This window comes from Acidimicrobiia bacterium, from assembly GCA_018057765.1.
GTDB lineage: Bacteria > Actinomycetota > Acidimicrobiia > IMCC26256 > JAGPDB01 > JAGPDB01.
This window is the reverse complement of record JAGPDB010000002.1, coordinates 32,138-50,480: the sequence shown is the minus strand read 5'-3', so window position 1 is coordinate 50,480 and position 18,343 is coordinate 32,138. Positions and strand designations below refer to the sequence as shown.

The following is an 18,343-nucleotide window of genomic DNA, read 5'->3' as shown; positions in this document are numbered from 1 at the left end:
CTATTTTTATCTGTCAACTTTGCTTGTTTTTTGGTCGATGTTATATCGAACAAATCAAGAAAAGCGACATATGAATATTTTCGAGACATCAAATAATACAAAGCGTGTGTTGTGGTCACGCTTTATGATTTCGGCAGCTTTCTTTTTGTTGATAGTTTTGACAATCCCTGCAAATGCAGATGGCGGATATACATGGCATAAGATCGATAAGAATGGATATAACTATTGGAGTCCAGTCGCAGCGAGCAATGATGGTTCGAAGTTAGCAGTCATAAGAAATAATCGGACTGTTCAAACTTCTAGCGATTCTGGAGAGACTTGGGTAGATCAGACTACTCCTGTAAATAAAAAATTTAGCCGAATTTCTTCTAGTGCTGATGGCACACATTTAGCACTCGCAGAAATTGAGGGATATATTTATACATCTTCTGATTCTGGCGTTACTTGGATAAAACAAACAGCAAGCGGTTCTCATTATTGGACATCTATTGTGTCGAGTGCTGATGGTTCAAAAATCGCTGCAACTGGGGATTACAGTGGTGGTTATGTATATCAGTCGAGTGATTATGGTATTACATGGAACTCATCTAGAGTCGAAGTTGCTTCATTTCTTTATGTAACTTCTATAGCATCTAGTGCAGATGGTACAAAGTTAGCCGCAGCAAATAATAATTCATCATCAGGCTATATATATACTTCTAATGATTCAGGTGCAACGTGGACAAAGAGAACTTCAATGGGAGCACCTCATGCCTACTATTCAATAACCTCTAGCGATGATGGGAATAAATTAGCAGCAGTTGCTGGAAATAACTATATCTATACTTCAAATGATGCAGGTGTTACATGGACACAACAAACTTCAGCTGGAAATCGTAATTGGAAATATATATCATCGAATTCCGACGGCACTAAATTAGTAGCAGTAAATTTACAGTTTGGTGGAGGAAGTATTTACATCTCGAATGATTCAGGCACCACATGGACATCACAGGCAGTAACAGGCGGCATGCATAATTTTGATACTGTTACTTATTCTAAAGATGCCAACAAAATTATTGCTACCGACAACAACTATGTTAGCGGAGGCTATATTTATATTTCTTCAGATTCTGGTACAACATGGGTGGAAAAAGAAAATAATATTCCTGGAGTCAACCCGTGGATATCAATAGATTCTAGTTTAGATGGTAAAAATCTGGTCGCTGCAGGTGCATCAGGAGATTATATATATACCTCTAATGACTTTGGCGTAACTTGGGTTCAACAAACTACTTCGGGTGCTCGCGATTGGATATTTGTTACTTCAAGCGCAGATGGTAATAAACTAATAGGACTTGTTAACGGTGGATATGTATATAACTCTAACGATGCTGGACTTACTTGGACTGAAAACTCGGACCTTGGTACTCAATATTGGACATCAATTACTTCTAGTGCTGATGGAACAAAGTTAGCTGCTGCAAATGGTACAGATACAATTTATTTATCCAACGACGGTGGACAAAATTGGACGACTTCTCTAGTGACCGGCGCTCAATATTTAAGCAGTGTTACTTCAAGTGCTGACGGCAGTAAATTGGTGACTGTAGAAAATGATTATGCATATATGTCAACTGATTATGGAGTTACGTGGGTAGCTAGAAATGTTATTGGTTCACAAAACCTCATGTCCATCACATCTAGTTCTGACGGAAATATGTTGGCTGCTACAGATGCTAGCTATCCAAATGGTGGCTATATTTATACTTCTTCTGATGCTGGTACAACGTGGATCGAAAGAACATCATCAGGTATTCAAACCGAATGGACGTCTATTTCATCAAATGCTGATGGGAGCATTTTGGCAGCGACAGAAAGAGACTATGCAGATCCTGGCTATATACATACCTCAACAGACGGGGGAGTCACATGGACTCGACATGACGATTTGGGTTCAGCAGACTGGCGTAGCATTACAATGAATGCAAGTGGTACATATTTAGTTGCCGGAGCTTACGGAGGTTCTCTTTATACTACGAGAGATCCTAATTCAGATCAAGAATCCACTACTACAACAACTATTGTGACTACTCCTGTTCAAAACATAACTACTACAGTGCCATTGATATCTAATTTCGAAAATGAAAATGTTGCTCCTGGTCTTAATTCTGTTGGGAGTGTGACAGGTATTGCTAATGGTGAACTTTCTAGTACTGGTCTGAATATTGTAGAGAATTTACTCTTTGCCATATTGCTAATATCTAGTGGTGTCTTGATACTAGCTACAAGCTTCTTTCGTACAAATTATAATAATTGATTATGGCATTTAATATTGATGATGAGAAAGCAATTGTTGTCGAGCTTGTTAGTGACTTAGAGGGTAATGCAAATGTTCAAATTGAATTAAATGAAACTGGTTGGATGAGTCGTGTCTACATTGTCGATTCAGGTAAGTATGTTTTTAAGTTTCCAAGACGTTCCGAAGTGAAAGACGACTACCGAAGTGAAGTAAAAATATACTATCTTTTAGAGAATCAACAACTGAGCATTCAAGTACCAAAAATTCTTTGGGTGTCTGACAAATACGAATATATAGGTTACGAAGGTGTCGTCGGATCAGAATTAAGAGATATACAAAATGAACTCGACGCTGAAACTAAAATCCATATCGGCATTACATTGGGTACCTTTCTAAAGAAGTTGCATTCATTGGAACTAGATGGATTGGAAAGAATATCTCTTGAAGACGAAATATTGTTATTGGGTCAGAAGTATACAAATTTACAAATGGCTCTCAAAGAGTTATTTAGTTTGAATGAAATATCTATTTTGAATAACTTTGTTAAAGAATTATTTCCAACAAAAATACAGTCACTTGGAATTGAACCAGTAATGTGTCACGGAGACATCGGCTACGGGAACCTTATTATGAAGAAAGATGGTTTTATTGGGGTAATAGATTTTGGAGATTTGGGCTACTATGATGCTTCGCAAGATTTTTGTGCCATACAAGATCAAGTGGTTCTGGAATCAGCATTAAAATCATATGGCGCTAATGATATTTTAAATAGGAAAATTGCCTTGCGCGCTAGCATCATTGCTTTTCGGGATTTAGAATACAATTTAAAGCTAGGCAATAAAGCAAAGATAAATACTGCAATTGAAGAAATTAAAAAAAATTTGACTAGCGGCAAGTATGAATAAACCCTCGCAATGTCTTATTTAATATCTGTCCATTGTGAGAAAATCAAAAATTCTTAGATGTAAGTATCAATGATTAACTAGAAACAGGAGCATTTTTAGAGTATACAGATTCAACAGAAGTATTAGCAATTGCTGCACTAAATAAAGAGCTTTACACAAACCGTGTTGAGCAAAAAAATATTGCAATATTGCAAAAAGAATATAGGAAATGCTAAATCGAACCCAAAAGATTATGATTATCATCCATCTAAGTATGAAGAAACTCTAAAAATAAAATAATAAAACACCAATTTTGGAACTATTTCTTTCTTCATGACGTCACAACCTGTAGATTCAAAAAACAAGGAGTGGCCATGAAGAAAATAGTATTAAGTACAGCAATAGTTTTCCTATTAATATCTGGATATTTCGTTGGAATAAACGAATTGGGTGCAGAAAAAGATTCGCAAAAAGCATCACCGTCTACTTATAGGAATCAGGATGGATTAGTTGGTGTAAGATCGGATGCGCAGGATATTCCTGGTATAAATGATTCGAACAGTTCAAGCCAAGACAGTGGTTTTGAAACGTCTAAGTCTGGTTCCGAAACTAAAAATGGTCTTACAGAGCAAGCACCTCAGTCAAATATTGGCGACCCATTAAGTAAGTATATTGTTAAAACTGGAACTATTGATATAACTATTGATAAAAATTCTTTAACAAAGAACTATGACAAAGTTGTCTTGATCATCAAAAAAGATGGAGGATATATTCAAAGTAATGATTCAACTCTACATAGTGCGGTTATTACTGTTCGAATTCCAAGCGACAAATTAGATGAACAATTAGTTGCACTACGTGAATTAGGTACAGTAACAGGTTCTTCTCTAGATTCATTTGATGAGTCATATAACGTAAAAGATTATACTGCTCGACTAGCAATTTTAGAACAACGAAAAGCGGTTCTACTCGTTGCTCTTGAAAAGGCGACACCAAATAGTGCTCTTGATATACAGCAACAAATATTCGATGTACAGTCAGATATCGAAAATACTAAAGGTCAACAAGAATTATTAAACGAACAAATATCGCTATCGACAATAACTGTAACTCTCACTGAAAAAGGAGAAACTTCATCAGCGCAAGACGAGGGTTCGAAATCGATTTTAGGAAAGTCGTGGGATAAATCATCTAAGTCGTTATTGACTTCACTTGGTGGAATCGTAATAATCCTGGGAGCAACATTCCCATTCATAATTTTGTTTGGACTTATAATTTTGATCGTAAAAACAATAGTCAACCGAAAAAATATTAAAAAGTCTAGTCAAGAAGGATAGATAGTATTTAAGATATAGTGTCTATTGGTTTTATTTCAATTTTTTCTTTTATATTTTGTTTAACAACTTCTTTGACCTCATCTTTAAGTTTCTCGCTTGAGTTAACGTCAGATCCCATAGATTTTAACCAACCCATAAGTGTTGCAGCTAAACCTTCTCCAGCACCGCCACCACCATTAACCAAAATTTCTGGCATTACAGTAATCTTGCCTTCTGAAATCGCATTGGCTACAGCAACTAAACCGGTAGTTTGAACACCAACAGCCCGCACTTGTTCTTCGTACCCTCGTGCTCGAGCAAGTCCAAGTGCTTCAGCACCTTTAGCGACAGCTAAAACATAAGCCTGTTTTGCAGAAGCATTTGCTAAACCTATTGCTGCAATTTTTTCACCTTCAGCTTTACCTGTAGTAGATATAAATGCGGCTTCACCTCCAGCGGCAGCTTCTTTGGCCATTGCCTCATTTTTAGAAATTTCTACTTTTACTTGAGCACTAGCAAGCGAACTCTGCATGTCGGCAGTACCTTTTGCTTTCTCCATTTGTACACGAACAATTTGTGCACGTTCTTGTTCTTGGAAAGTAGCCTTTTCTTGGTTTGCAATTTCACGACGAGTTAATACTTCAACTAATTCTGGTGGGAATTCAACATTTTGTATATATACACCTTTAGTCTCAACTTCATAATTAGACAAATGTCGGGTAACTGCTATCAATGCATCTTCCTGAACTTGTTGGCGAGTTTCAATAAAAGTAACAGCTTCAGCAGCTTGTAAAGTGTTTCTAAAATGGTTACCTACAGCACTTTGTAAAACTTCATTGACAAGATTCATCATTGTTCCGACCATAGAAATTACTTTCGGTGCTTTCGTATCTGGAACATGAATTTGTACTTGTAACTCCAAACTAAAAACGAAACCTTCACGAGATTTACCATTAATAGCTTTAAGGTGTGCGTCTAAATCATGAGCTTGAGAATTTTCGTCAGACCAGTTCAATGTCAGAATTGAAGTAGGAACTATTTCTGCTGCATAGCATCTTGGGTTGATAGGGAATTTACCTGTGCGCAGCGGCTCTTGCCAGATACCGCGATGGCCAGGTCGCACTATTGAACCATGTTTGAATTCAACTCCGGAAGTATCTAGAGTTGGTAAACCTACGTATCCTTTTATAACAGCAACCTCACCTTGGTTTACAACCAACATTGGGACAAGTTCAACGCGAACTAAAAACGGGTTCAACAAATATGCACCATAAAGCAAAGGGTCGTGTTGTAGACCAATTTTTCCACCATTATCTAAAAATAATTGGAAATCTTGATAGTTATTGTGTAATTCATTTTTAGTACCAATAATCATGTCGATGAGTTCAGCATCAGTCGCATCTTGGTTTTCTTTTTCTTGTACATCAGCAAAACCATTTAGTCGACCAGCGATATCACCACTTGGTAGTGGGTCGCCTTCAAGAGTTGTAACAATACCTAAAACATCTCTATCGCCCTGTGGAGAAATTTCAACAACACGAAGTTGTTCTGGATTCAAACCAAAATGCTGTGGAGTCAAGCCACCCTTTCGTGAAATAGTTGCAAAATCTGGTGAGACAGGCAAACCAAAAACTTCGCGGCTTGTAATAACAAGAAAAGCAACAGGATGAATTGGTACCAAAGTACCAGGAGGAAGAACAGGTCGTTGAACACCTTTTTGTCCTTTGTTTACTAAGAAAGTTTCTACATTAGAAAAATTTTCAAATATTGGTTTATAGATAGCAGACTTCGCACCTATAGGGAGAGGAGAACCAGTTTGAGCAATAACAACACCAATCTCACCAGCAGGAACTTGAACCCAAGGGAATTTTTGTACAGAGAAAACAGGGTAAAGTTTAAATCGCAAACCTGGCATTAATAATTTTGCTTGGTATCCTGCTTCACCATTAAACGCAATTGGGGAATCATCATGCAATTTTTTGAAAGAGAAATTTTTTCTAACCAAACCAATTTGTGTTGGGCCTATAACTGTAATTGATTTAAACGCAACAATTACGAGAATGAATATTCCTATTATTATTAATATGGTAACTAATGGCATTTTAATTCCTTGATTAAGTTATTGTTTGATTTGAATGGGTATCGTCACCTTAACATGGGACTTTATGAAATTCATAATAATTCATCCGCACGTTATTCGTTAAGTGCGTCATAGTTGCTAAGATTACTAACTTAGCTTTCTTAAAATTATGAATTGCTGAACCAAAGGGCAGTGGCGCAATTGGTAGCGCATCGGATTCCAAATCCGGCGGTTGGGGGTTCGAGTCCCTCCTGCCCTGCATATATTTATTTCCCCAACCTGGTTGGGGTACGGTAGTTCTGGGTCCCTTGTGTCCTGCATATATTTATTTCCCCAACCTGGTTGGGGTACGGTAGTTCTGGGTCCCTTGTGCCCTGCGAAGCAAGTATTAAGGTTTAGCCTTTAGCGAAGTTGTCCACAGATTTATAATTTTAGGAAACTATTAACTTATTAGTGTAAATTAAGGATTAGTCAGTTGAAAACTTGTGGCTATTTTATTTGCACCATCAGTTATTTGCGAACTGGCATGTCTCATAAATTCAAGAAATCGTGTTTCTGTATCTGCATTTGAACTGTCCAGGATCATAGTATCTTCAGTAAATATTCTCAGGATGGGTTCTTCATCTTCTATGGAGGATGGGGTTTGAATTCCATAGATGGCGTGGCCAGTATATGGAAGAATTTCTTTTTTGATGCTTACGTCTTTAAAGCTACGATTATTTAGTGAGGCTTTTTCGCCGTATCCCGCTTCAAATAATTGGAGCACTATTTTTAAATCGAGATCAAAAAATTTATTTAAATTCTCAGAAAACTGTTTAATTAGTCCAGCGTCGATAATGGCTTGAGCAACATATTTATCTAATTTATAGGTATCAAAGTTGCTTAGATAATTTACTAGTTTACCAATACGCTTTGTCTTATCTAATTCACTTAACCCTTCGACATCATCTAAGTCAATAGCGAGCTTCGCTAATTCGTTTGGCTCGATCCTGCTAGTAACTTCACTATTCAATATTTTTATATTTTTGAGTAGCTCAGTAAATTTCTTTTGACGAATTAGTTCTTTAACAATTATTCCATGGCGTTTAGCCATAAAGCTCATAATATTTTGCGCAACCTGATCTCCATGATTAGTTCCTATCAGGTTAAATGCATGTGAATAATCTAAATCGCGATAATTTCTGAGTGTGGTAGCTAATTTTCCAGAGTGGCCCCTACCAATCAAGCGTGTGGCTTTAAATGGTCCATAATATCCCTTAGATAGTGTTTTTAGCATGAAGATAAGAATAGAAGAAATCGTTCTTTAATGTCAACTTAATGTATATACACCATATGTGATGTAAGATATATATTCTTATATTACTGCTGTTTGTATTACTTCTAACATTAAACTTTACGATATACAAACTAAAATTTCTGTATTCTTGACATATTAAGTCTTATGTATGTAGAGTGTTAATATGTCTCAAGCAAATATACCAAGTCCACATCAAGAAGCAACATCTCCAGCTGTGAGCGGTGTGTCAGCTGGATTAGATTCACAAAGGCATCTAGGTATGCCTGCAGAGCCTGCTTTACCAAATGTAAGAAAAATGAACTATGTACCGAGAAGTGCGTTGACTGATACGACAGTGGCAGTAACATCTACACCAGGTTTAGTAAACTAATATACGCACTTCACATTATTCCTGTATTTACGACTTAAAGTATCACAATACGCCCTTTTGACGTAAAGTATATGTTTGTTGTATGCTAATGGGATGACAATACCAAGAGAACAAGCGGATATAAGATTAGTCAATGGAGATTATGAAAGATTATCAATCGATGTCTCTAGATATTCACCAGAAGATCAAAAGTATATTGCTCATAGGCTTATCGCACTAAAACAAGGGTGGGCAGTAGCATATAAGCTAGAGGAATATAGTTACGAAAAAGTTAGTTCCCTAGATGCAGAGATAGCAGTCGGTCTCATAGTTGGTGGCTATGGAGAGTTCATAGCACCAGGGATCAAATACTTTCCTGAATCGGACCATAATGCGATTGCGATATTTTTGACAGAAAATGGCTATGTCAATGATGTTAAAAAATATATAGAAGGATTCAAAAATCTAACAGCTGAACTTGCAGATCATTTAATGCAAAAACGAGAATTCAGTTTTGTAATTAATAATATGAACATATTCGATAAATTAGATCAAATGTCTGTTGTTGAAAGTGCAATTGATGCTGGTGTTGGCTTTGAAGCTGCCGTGGGTATAGAAAATTTTGATGCTAAATATCATGGTGAAATTGCGCGAAGGCTTATAGTTGCGGGTAATGGGCTTTCGGTATTAAAAAACATAGAAAAGTTTGAGGGTCTTGACCATAAAGATATTGTACGCCAGCTTATTGAGGCTAATTCAGGTAGCTTGGTATTTGATTATGCTCACAAGCTCGATGGTGTAAGTATTGACAATGAAGATATAGGTGAGAATGGCAAGGCTATGCGCACTATAATAATTGAACCATCAACTTTTGGTGGTGTACCTGAGAAATTTAGTTATCCCCGGCTTGTAGCCTCTCATCAGAGCCCACGCCCATCTTCTATAGATGCTAATCGTCTTTCAACATTTGAACTTAACGATACTGAGGGAACTTCAGGACATCATATCCCAAATTCGCCTAATACCAAACGTAGTTTTGCAGATCCAGAGGGCGAACCATCACTATTACCAGATAACAACCGACCAAAAAATCCTCCACATGATCCAAGTATGGTCATACCAGAGAAACCTCACCACCAACCTTGGAGTGATGGTGGGGAATCAACTGTTGCAACGCAAGAAATTCCTCATACAACTCAACCACCCGCAACTACACCACCTACCACTCTGGCTACTACACCACATCAGCCCGGCCTTTAAACTGTATTGTCTGATTGTGCAAGGTCCGTCCTTGCGAAATTTGCCCATATCTACATAAACTGTACATTAGTGGGTTATTGGTAAGGCTTCTATTGAGCTGGCTTGGATTGAGGACGTAACTCCTTCTTGTAATATGGATGCTCGAATGGCACTGGATTTAGCTTCCCTGTCTGCTCTGCGAACTTGAAGGCTAGCTAATACGTCACTGGCATTAGGATGAGTCACTAATTGTTGTAAAACATTAGTAACGGCGGGATCATCGCTATCTAAACCAAATGCCTTAGCTACGGTACTAATTTCCTCTTGCTCTGGGACAAAGTTGGCATCGATTAATTTCTCAACATATTCTGGAAAACTATTCACAAGCACATCAAACGCAGGATTTGGCCCTGTACTTCGGGGGATTTTATCCCAATCCTCTGTCGGTTGTTTTCTAAGAACAGAAAATAGCATAAATGCTTCGTATGCTTGACTATTAGAATCTTTAAATGCATCCAACTCGCCACTCATTCCAAAATTGAATAGTCTGTCTGCTTTCTCATGATTATATTTTGGGAATCCAGCCCACTCTTGAACAGCAAATTCTGCAAATGCAATAGACTGTTCTGGGGTTAAGGCATTACTCTTAATTAGGTTCGCAAGCACAACAGCACTGGAACCATGACGATGTATGGGCGCTATCTGTCTAAAACTTTCAACCAATTCTTCTGGCGATAAATCTTTAACAAATTCAGTAAATTTCTGAACCGCTTTTAAACTCTCGGGTTGAGATATGAATAATCTTAGATTCGCATAAAGCTCAAAATTAGGTAGATCAAATTGCGACATGAAAGCTACTGCAAGATCAAATCCTGAAAAATCTATTGACCGAAATGAGCTAATTTCTATTATTCTTTTTGTGAGTTCAACAAGTTGTTCTTGTCCAGCATCGCGACTGCGATCTACTAGTGCTCTTAGCTCGTTTTCGATTATTGGCCTAAACCTTTTAAGCTCATCAGGAGCTATTTTGTATCGAGCATCATTTCTGGGAGAAGCCATATGTAGACATTGGAATATATAGTTTTGTACCTGGGTGAACACGTGTCTTTCCCAACCAAGCCGAGTGTCTATTTTTTGTTCATCCGCTAAATTCTTGCACAGGTATTCAAATTTTCCATACTGAGCTTGATCCCAAAAAGGTAGATCTCTTGAAAGTTGGAATGAATTCATAATCGCAGCATTTAAGGCGTCTTGTACTGCTGGTCTGCTCGCAACGAAATGACTCGAAAGAAAATCGCGACATTGCCTAAGGTTCATCCCGTAAACACTTCGCACTTTATATACATATTCGGCAACTTCAACTAGCTTTGTACTTGAATAACGGATATCAAAATGACCTCTCAGTTGTTCTTCAACTAGACCAAGTTCATACCTGTCCAAATGTCGTTGAGGAAAAGTAGTATGTGTTTTAGCCCAAGCAACCGCTTTTGTTTTAGTGAGTACTGGAGTCTGATCAACTTCACCAGTTTTGCGCAGACTTAAAAGATACTCAGCAAGTTTTTTGCTAACTATGCCTTCAGTATCACGTATAAAAATTGGTTTCGTTCTTTTCTTCTTCTTAGTAACCATAATCTCGTCCTTAAATACCACAAGCTCGTAGCTTGTATAAGTTATTAAAGGCGAAATGATGATAAGAATCAATTATTTATACATATTGTACAATTCTAATAGTGTCTGTATAATAATATACATGATATCAATCTCACAAAGTGTTGAAGAAATAGTTAACCAGTCGCCTTATATGCGCGAAGCATTAACCGAAAAGCTGATTAACCTTTCTTCTTTGGCGCGCAAGATACAGCCACAAATACAAAATGAATTGCGAAAATCAATTACCCAGGGATCGGTAGTTATAGCTCTGCAGCGTTACGTTTCCCAAATGAAACCCTACTATCAAGTCAATCCGGCCGATTATTTAGCAAACCTTGGACTTCGATCTGACCTATTTGAAATGACTGTCAAAAATTCATCAGAGCTATTAACAAAGTTGGCAAAGATCTCAAAAAATTTGGAAACTAACTTCGCGTCTGTATTTATTTTCACACAAGGGTTTAATGAGACATCAATAATAACAAGTAAATCACTACAATCGACTTTAGAAATTGAATTAAAAAATGAAGAAATCGTCAACATCATCCCCGATCTGACTGGTATTTCTCTGCAACGCACACATGGTCAAATTGAAACTACAGGTGTATTGCAATTCCCACTCAGGATTTTAGCTTGGGAAGGTATTTCGGTAATAGAAATATACACAACACTAAATGAGATTATGGTATTAGTGCGTGACTTTGAAGTAGATAAAGCTATATCTGCAATACGAGTAGCATTAAAAAACCTTTCAATGGCTTCAACCAAAAAATAAATGTTGGCTATCAATTTGTCTTTTAATTAGCAGGACAGTTGAGCTTGATGTTACAGAATCGCCAATCTTATCGTTATTTTTATAAATGTTTTAGATAAAGTCTAAAAAATGCAAAACTAATCAGGTTATTGGGCTCATTGCGTACTAAAATGAATTCACTTATGACATCACCTGAAGAACCAATGAACCGCGAGATGCGTCGCATGACCACAAAAATGGGAATGGATGCAGATTCTCAACGAGCAAATATGAAAAAGAATGCTGCCACAAAAAAGCGTCCACCGAAAAATCCTAATGCTCCCAAAGTAAATGTCATCAAAAAATCTATAAACTTTTTCAAAGAAGCATGGCAAGAACTCAAAAAAGTATCTTGGCCTAGCGGTAAAGAAGTGGTAAATTCAACCATTATTGTACTTGTATGCATAGTTCTTGTTACAATATTAATCCTTGGAACTGATTACGGTGCTGAAAAATTAGCAAATATAATTTACAGTAAATAATTATTTAAAAATCTAGAAGGATATTGGAAAGAAAATGGAAGAAACAACTATAAACGAAACCGATCAAATCAATGAAGCAGACGGAACTGCGTTCGTTGAACCCGAAACAATTGATAAGGGCGAAGTTGCTTTTGATGATGCTGCTGAACTTGTTGATGTGGTTTCAAGTGATGATGATGAAGACGAAGACGAAATTATCATTTCTCCATATGACCGCAAAGGTAAATGGTATGTACTTCATTCATATGCAGGATACGAAAACCGTGTTCAGCAAAATATAGAGACTCGTATGCGTTCTATGAATGTTGAAGAGCGTATCCACGAAATAGTCGTTCCTATGGAAGACGTTATTGAATTTAAAAATGGCAAGAAAACTATTGTTAAGAAAAAAGTTTTTCCAGGATATGTTTTGATTCGTATGAATCTTGATGATGATACTTGGTACGTGATTCGTAACACACCTGGTGTTACTGGTTTCGTTGGTGCTGATTCAAAACCAAATCCGTTAAGCCGTAAAGAAGTAGAAAATATTTTGGGTAGTGGTGATACTGGTGAGAAAACACAAGTAGCAGCTGCAGTTAAATCTCATCCTCGTTTAGATTTCGAAGTTGGACAACAAGTGCGAGTTACTACTGGTCCTTTTGCAGATTTCAATGGTGCAATTTCAGATATTGATATTGATAAGAATACACTTAAAGTACTTGTTGATATTTTTGGGCGCGAAACACCAGTTGAATTGGAATTTGGTCAAGTAGCCAAACTCTAAGTTTGTCAAGTTGTAGGGTACAAGCTCTACAAGGATCTACAAGGTCCGTCCCTGCAAAATTTACCCATATATGGATAAACTGCGCGGCAAGTACAGACCTTAGAGTCTTTTGAGGAAATTTAACTAGCGGGTGTTAATTGTACATCTAATTCAATTTTGATTTTTTCTGAAACTAGAAAACCATCTCCAACTGGAACATTCCAATTAATGCCGAAATCAGTTCTGTTAATTTCACCTTTAGCTTCAAACCCAGCTTTTAGATTTCCGAATGGGTCTGTAACTGCTCCACCGAATTCAGCTTCGAATTCAACTGGCATTGTCTTTCCATTGATAGTTAGGTCACCTAATATTTTAAAATCATCTGCACTACCAGTAATTGATGATGATTTAAAGACCATTGTTGGGTTTTCGCTGCCACCAAAAAAATCCGCACCCTTTAGGTGCTCATCACGGTCTGCATTCGAAGTATTGACACTATTTAAATTAACTGTAGTACTTACACTTGAGTTTTCTAATGTATCGCCTACGTTTACTTCGAGTGAATATTCTTCGAATGATCCTCTAACTTTTGTGAAACCTAAATGTTTCGCAATAAATCCGATGCTTGAATGTGTTGGGTCTATAGCCCATTTTCCGGTAGCGATTGGTAATGTCATTTTATCTCCTTATTATCTTTGATATAACATATATTGTATCAATGGAATAGAATATAGTTCAGATTTGAACAATATTCTGAATTGTCAATACAATTAGGTTAATAGTAAAGATTAAGAGGAAAAATGGATAAAGCACCAAAACGGTGGTTAACACTAGAAGAACAAAAATTATGGAGAGCATTTCTTGGTGCACAATTTCGTCTGACGAAAAAACTTAATGAAGATTTAGAAAAAAGTGCAGGAATTGATCTTTTGACATACGAGATATTTGTCAAACTTTCCGAAAGCAATGACCATTCTATGCGTATGACAGATTTAGCTAAAAGTGTTAGCGCAAATAAATCCAGGTTGACTTATAGAGTCACACAATTAGAAATAGACGGTTTGGTCAAAAGATTAGAAGTTTTAGAAGATGGTAGGGGTCAAACTTGTCAGTTAACTAAAAAAGGTTTTGCGCTAATAAAAAAATATTCTTCTGTACATGTCGATGGTGTTTTGCAAAACTTTATTGAACCAATAGGTGATGGCAAAGTAAAATATTTAACAGATGTATTTAATTCAATAGCACCTGGTGTTGAAATAGAAAAATAAAAAGATAAAAAGATAAAAAAATAAAAAGATAGAAAGATAAAGATTTAAATAACTTAAATAATTTAAATCTGCTGGACAATTAATAACGATCCACTTTTTATTTCTATATCTGCTTCATTATCTAATAGTACATTACTGATTCCTAATGCGCGCGATGAACTTAACTTTTCATTTTCTAAATTCCATTTTAAATTATTAGTAGTGACACCTTGTACATCTCCATTTACAGGAATCAAGGAAACCAAGGAACCAATTTTTCCATAGATATTTCTAGGTTGATTATTTCTACATATTTTTAATATCTCGTTTTCGAAATATATATCAACAATAAATTCTTCTGTGTGACTTCCTGCTAAAACCGAGATATTAGCAAGTAGGTGGTCGCTTCTTAGCCCACCCCCACCAATTATTATTAACCTTTCTGCATCTGTTGTTTTCGCTTCTGCCACAGCTAATTCAAAATCTGTAAAATCTTTGTCAATGTCAAATTCAATTATCTCAGTGCCGTCTTTCTCTGCTATCAATATGCAATGTTCTGATGCTGAATCTAAATCACCGACTAAAACATCAACGTGCGTATTATGTTTTTGCGCTAATTCAATGCCTGAATCCGCGGCAATAACCTTGACTAGCTTTAATTTGTCGATTTCGACTGGAAAGCGAATTGGCCCAGTACCACTTAGATATATCAATACTGTGCTTTGCATTAACCGAGTATATCAATTATTCAAACTTGAGTATCCGTATCAATAAGAACTATTCTTTATAATCAATTAATAAGGATGAAAATTTTCATGGATGATGATAGTTCAAAAGGTATACCTGGGACGCCTGTATATTTAAGTAAACCAGTTACAAGCATTGCTGATGCTATAGGAAATGCTGGTTCGGAATTATATCAATTTGCTAGCTGTATAAATACTGACACAAAAATATTTGATAGTAGAAAGGTGGTCGATAGGCTTCGGGCTTTTAATTTTTGTGCAGGTTGTTCAATTAGGGTCGACCATCTACAAGCAGAATTAGCTCACCCATTGTATCTGATCGTTGGTGGCTATACTGCGAAACGGTCTCTTTCTATTAGAGCTTTTTTGAACGATAATGCTATTGCAAATATTCCCCAATTAGATGTTACTCCAACCTCTTTTCATTTTGAATTCATGGCAAATTTAATGGCTTTAGAATCTTTCATTAAGAAAAATTCACGACCACCTATTCTTGGTGAGAAATATACCTTAGATCCAGGAACAAAATTTTCATTAGCTAATGGTAAAAAATCCGAGATCTTTATGCCACTTACGTTCGATGTAGGAGAATTTTATTTACATTTAAATGAGAAAGGTAATATTCCAAGAATAATTTTTCAATATGAGATTGCTGATCTTTCAGTTGATGTATTAAAAAGTAAAAAATTAGCAGAACGTACGATGTATGATTCTCTATATGCACTTTGGATGAATCGGAACCCAGATGCAAAACTATTCCCATTAAATACAAAAATTCATATCGAAAAAGGTGCTTATTTCTTTGATCATAATGGCAGGCCTTATGGAATAGATGAAACACGCGATGTAGCAATAGGTAGATTTTTTGCTGGTGAGTTTGATTTGAATATAGACGGAAATACTGTTGTCGATGTTGAGTTGCTAGAGGAGCTAATAAACAACAACGGTATGAAAGCTGATAAGAAAAATGCAGATACGATTGTATTTGAGCAAATGGGCTCTCATGATTTTGAGTTATTTCTAATTGCTTTCGAAAGATGGAAAGAAGTTAACAAAGAATTTGAATTCATAGCAATAGGTAATAATGCAACTTTTGAATTAGCAGATATACCATCTAAGCTAATTGCAGAATTCGGAATAAATAAAAGTAGTAGCCAGGTAAAAATAGAAGTTGGTTTTGCGGCGGATAAAATCCGCAAAGGCGAGTTTGTGATTTCTGATGAACAGAGAAAAGTTTTACTAGCAAGCGGGTTCATCTTTGAAATCGATGAGTTTATTAGAGCTCGCAATTTCAAAACTTTAGAGATGTGGTCAGATAATTTTCCAGACCGTTATCTTGACCCTAATCAACTTCCAAAAAAAGGTAACTTCAATCAAAATGTAGTTATCCCAGTAGGAACTGAGCTGGTTACGGCTTCTGGTGAGATATATACTTTGCGTCACGATAATCTCCGTGAACCGTTAACTACTTTGAAAAGCTTTTTAAGTAGCCGCAAATATGGAAGTTTGAGTGAACAAGAACAAAAATTTTTGCAAGACTTAGGAGTAATTTGGGAAACTGTTGACTTTAAAACAGGTATCTTGACACATGTTGGTTTGGAGTCTTCACCAGACGTAGATGCGGAGCTGGGAGAATCGAATGAAACCAAATTTGATGAAAGTACAATCAGTGGCTATTCGCGTATTGCACTTGGTGAAGATAAAAACAGAATTTTGGTTTTAGATATCGGAACTGAGGTTCTTACACCATTGGGCGATAAATATTCCTTAAAAAATCCTGTTTTTGTTGATATGAAAAAATCAATCGTATATTTAGGGATCGACAGTCTTAGAAAGGCTTTGGGTGATCTTGACATACCCACAGACCTTTTAAGGCCTGGTACATCAACAGTTTCTCCTATTGGTATGGTTGTTTAAACCTGATTGGGCTTAATAGCTGAAAAGCGCTAGAATTTAAGCTCGCAAACAAAACCTCGGTTTGTGATTATGTCCTTAAACCAAGGAACGTAACTATACAGAAAGCAGGTAGCCTCATGGCGAAAAAAATTACTACTGTAGTAAAGCTACAGATTCAAGCAGGTGGTGCAACTCCAGCACCTCCAGTTGGTACCGCGCTTGGTCCAACCGGTGTAAACATTATGGATTTCTGTAAGGCTTACAATGAAGCAACACAAGATAAAAAAGGTCAAGTTATTCCTGTAGATATTTCTATCTACGATGACCGTACATTTGATTTCAAACTCAAAACTCCTCCAGCTCCAAAATTAATTCTTAAAGCTGCGGGTTTAGAAAAGGGTACTGATAATCCTCGAACTACTAAAGTTGGAAAAATTACTCGCGCTCAAGTTAAAGAGATCGCGGAAGTTAAAATGCCCGACCTTAACGCTATCGACATTGAAGGCGCAATGTTACAAATTGAAGGCACATGTCGTTCAATGGGTATAGAAGTTGTGGAGGCATAATCATGGCAGTTTCAAAAAAAGTAAGAGACGCACAAGCAAAAGTTAATCCAGAAGTTCAGTATGAAGCAAAACAAGCATTTGAATTGTTAACTGAAATTGCGTCAAGCTCTGCACGTAAATTTGTTGAAGGTGTTGAAGTAGTTTTCCGTCTTGGTATTGATCCGCGTAAAGCTGACCAAATGCTTAGAGGCTCTATTGCCCTTCCACAAGGAACTGGTAAAACAGTTCGTATTGCAGTATTCGCTCAAGGTGAGGCTGCTAGTGCTGCTAAAGCTGCTGGCGCTGACTTTGTTGGTGCTGATGAACTTGTAGCAGATGTTGAAAAAGGAATGATGGATTTCGATCTTGTTATTGCTTCTCCTGACATGATGGCAAAAGTTGGTCGTTTAGGTAAGGCTCTTGGTCCTCGTGGGCTTATGCCTAACCCTAAAACTGGAACTGTTACAGTTGACGTTGCTAAAGCTGTTGAAGAATTCAAGGCTGGTAAAGTTGAATATCGTACTGACCGTTTTGGAAATATACATATTGTTATTGGTAAAGCTAACCTAGAACCAAGCAAACTTGCTGAGAATTATTCTGCTGTATTAGAAGAAATTCAAAGACAGAAACCTGCTGCATCTAAAGGTAAATACATAAAAAATGTTTCTATCTCAACAACAATGGGACCCGGTATAAAAGTACTTGTCGGTTAATTATCAAATTTTGAGCGTCCTGCCTGGGTTTTTGGGTAGGACGCTTTTTTGTGCCACATTTGTGCAGTAATTGTGCCTCA

Annotated in this window: 17 protein-coding genes and 1 tRNA gene; 13 read left to right on the top strand and 5 right to left on the bottom strand. The window is 36.8% G+C overall.

Features of this window, described 5'->3' with window-relative positions; all coding sequences use genetic code 11:
* The first annotated feature begins 70 nt into the window (after positions 1-70).
* The 3 genes from KBF89_01585 to KBF89_01575 all read left to right on the top strand — a co-directional run bounded on the left by KBF89_01585 (position 71) and on the right by KBF89_01575 (position 4,502).
* A complete protein-coding gene (locus KBF89_01585; GenBank protein ID MBP9115021.1) occupies positions 71-2,299 on the top strand; it encodes a hypothetical protein in 2,229 nt (742 codons plus the stop codon).
* Positions 2,300-2,301: 2 nt separating this feature from the next.
* The gene (locus KBF89_01580) at positions 2,302-3,186 is read left to right on the top strand and encodes an aminoglycoside phosphotransferase family protein (GenBank protein MBP9115020.1); all 885 of its coding nucleotides are present in this window, start codon (positions 2,302-2,304) and stop codon (positions 3,184-3,186) included.
* Between the two features lie 353 nt (positions 3,187-3,539).
* Complete coding sequence (locus KBF89_01575) at positions 3,540-4,502, top strand: DUF4349 domain-containing protein (protein ID MBP9115019.1); 963 nt, start codon at positions 3,540-3,542, stop codon at positions 4,500-4,502.
* Between the two features lie 7 nt (positions 4,503-4,509).
* On the opposite strand, the gene KBF89_01570 is transcribed toward KBF89_01575, so the two are convergent.
* Positions 4,510-6,582 (bottom strand): hypothetical protein, encoded by a 2,073-nt coding sequence (locus tag KBF89_01570; GenBank protein MBP9115018.1) that lies wholly within the window; start codon positions 6,580-6,582, stop codon positions 4,510-4,512.
* 165 nt (positions 6,583-6,747) lie between these two features.
* Between KBF89_01570 and KBF89_01565 the strand changes: the two genes are divergently transcribed.
* Positions 6,748-6,820: transfer RNA gene (locus KBF89_01565), tRNA-Trp, on the top strand.
* Between the two features lie 201 nt (positions 6,821-7,021).
* On the opposite strand, the gene KBF89_01560 is transcribed toward KBF89_01565, so the two are convergent.
* A complete protein-coding gene (locus KBF89_01560; protein ID MBP9115017.1) occupies positions 7,022-7,837 on the bottom strand; it encodes a hypothetical protein in 816 nt (271 codons plus the stop codon).
* A 184-nt stretch (positions 7,838-8,021) separates the two neighbouring features.
* On the opposite strand from KBF89_01560, the gene KBF89_01555 reads away from it, so the two are divergent.
* Both KBF89_01555 and KBF89_01550 read left to right on the top strand, forming a co-directional pair.
* Entirely contained in the window at positions 8,022-8,228 is a 207-nt protein-coding gene (locus tag KBF89_01555) for a hypothetical protein (protein ID MBP9115016.1), read from the top strand.
* A 93-nt stretch (positions 8,229-8,321) separates the two neighbouring features.
* The gene (locus tag KBF89_01550) at positions 8,322-9,467 is read left to right on the top strand and encodes a hypothetical protein (protein MBP9115015.1); all 1,146 of its coding nucleotides are present in this window, start codon (positions 8,322-8,324) and stop codon (positions 9,465-9,467) included.
* Between the two features lie 66 nt (positions 9,468-9,533).
* On the opposite strand, the gene KBF89_01545 is transcribed toward KBF89_01550, so the two are convergent.
* Entirely contained in the window at positions 9,534-11,075 is a 1,542-nt protein-coding gene (locus tag KBF89_01545; GenBank protein ID MBP9115014.1) for a hypothetical protein, read from the bottom strand.
* A gap of 121 nt (positions 11,076-11,196) precedes the next feature.
* Between KBF89_01545 and KBF89_01540 the strand changes: the two genes are divergently transcribed.
* The 3 genes from KBF89_01540 to nusG all read left to right on the top strand — a co-directional run bounded on the left by KBF89_01540 (position 11,197) and on the right by nusG (position 13,137).
* Complete coding sequence (locus tag KBF89_01540; protein ID MBP9115013.1) at positions 11,197-11,871, top strand: hypothetical protein; 675 nt, start codon at positions 11,197-11,199, stop codon at positions 11,869-11,871.
* Positions 11,872-12,185: 314 nt separating this feature from the next.
* Positions 12,186-12,371, top strand: a complete 186-nt coding sequence (secE, locus tag KBF89_01535; protein MBP9115012.1) for a preprotein translocase subunit SecE — start codon at positions 12,186-12,188, stop codon at positions 12,369-12,371.
* Positions 12,372-12,405: 34 nt separating this feature from the next.
* On the top strand, positions 12,406-13,137 hold the full coding sequence (gene nusG / locus KBF89_01530) for a transcription termination/antitermination protein NusG (protein MBP9115011.1): 732 nt from the start codon (positions 12,406-12,408) through the stop codon (positions 13,135-13,137).
* 119 nt (positions 13,138-13,256) lie between these two features.
* Here nusG and KBF89_01525 read toward each other — a convergent pair whose 3' ends face one another.
* A complete protein-coding gene (locus tag KBF89_01525; protein ID MBP9115010.1) occupies positions 13,257-13,793 on the bottom strand; it encodes a YceI family protein in 537 nt (178 codons plus the stop codon).
* Between the two features lie 123 nt (positions 13,794-13,916).
* Between KBF89_01525 and KBF89_01520 the strand changes: the two genes are divergently transcribed.
* On the top strand, positions 13,917-14,384 hold the full coding sequence (locus tag KBF89_01520; GenBank protein ID MBP9115009.1) for a MarR family transcriptional regulator: 468 nt from the start codon (positions 13,917-13,919) through the stop codon (positions 14,382-14,384).
* A gap of 62 nt (positions 14,385-14,446) precedes the next feature.
* Here the strand turns inward: KBF89_01520 and KBF89_01515 are convergent, their stop codons facing one another.
* Entirely contained in the window at positions 14,447-15,091 is a 645-nt protein-coding gene (locus tag KBF89_01515; protein MBP9115008.1) for a thiamine diphosphokinase, read from the bottom strand.
* Between the two features lie 87 nt (positions 15,092-15,178).
* Between KBF89_01515 and KBF89_01510 the strand changes: the two genes are divergently transcribed.
* From KBF89_01510 to rplA, 3 genes are all read left to right on the top strand, one after another.
* Positions 15,179-17,026 carry a hypothetical protein gene (locus KBF89_01510; protein MBP9115007.1) on the top strand — a complete coding sequence of 616 codons (1,848 nt, stop codon included), beginning with the start codon at positions 15,179-15,181 and terminating at the stop codon, positions 17,024-17,026.
* Between the two features lie 116 nt (positions 17,027-17,142).
* Positions 17,143-17,571 carry a 50S ribosomal protein L11 gene (rplK, locus tag KBF89_01505; GenBank protein MBP9115006.1) on the top strand — a complete coding sequence of 143 codons (429 nt, stop codon included), beginning with the start codon at positions 17,143-17,145 and terminating at the stop codon, positions 17,569-17,571.
* Between the two features lie 2 nt (positions 17,572-17,573).
* Positions 17,574-18,263, top strand: a complete 690-nt coding sequence (gene rplA / locus KBF89_01500) for a 50S ribosomal protein L1 (protein ID MBP9115005.1) — start codon at positions 17,574-17,576, stop codon at positions 18,261-18,263.
* Positions 18,264-18,343: the final 80 nt, after the last annotated feature.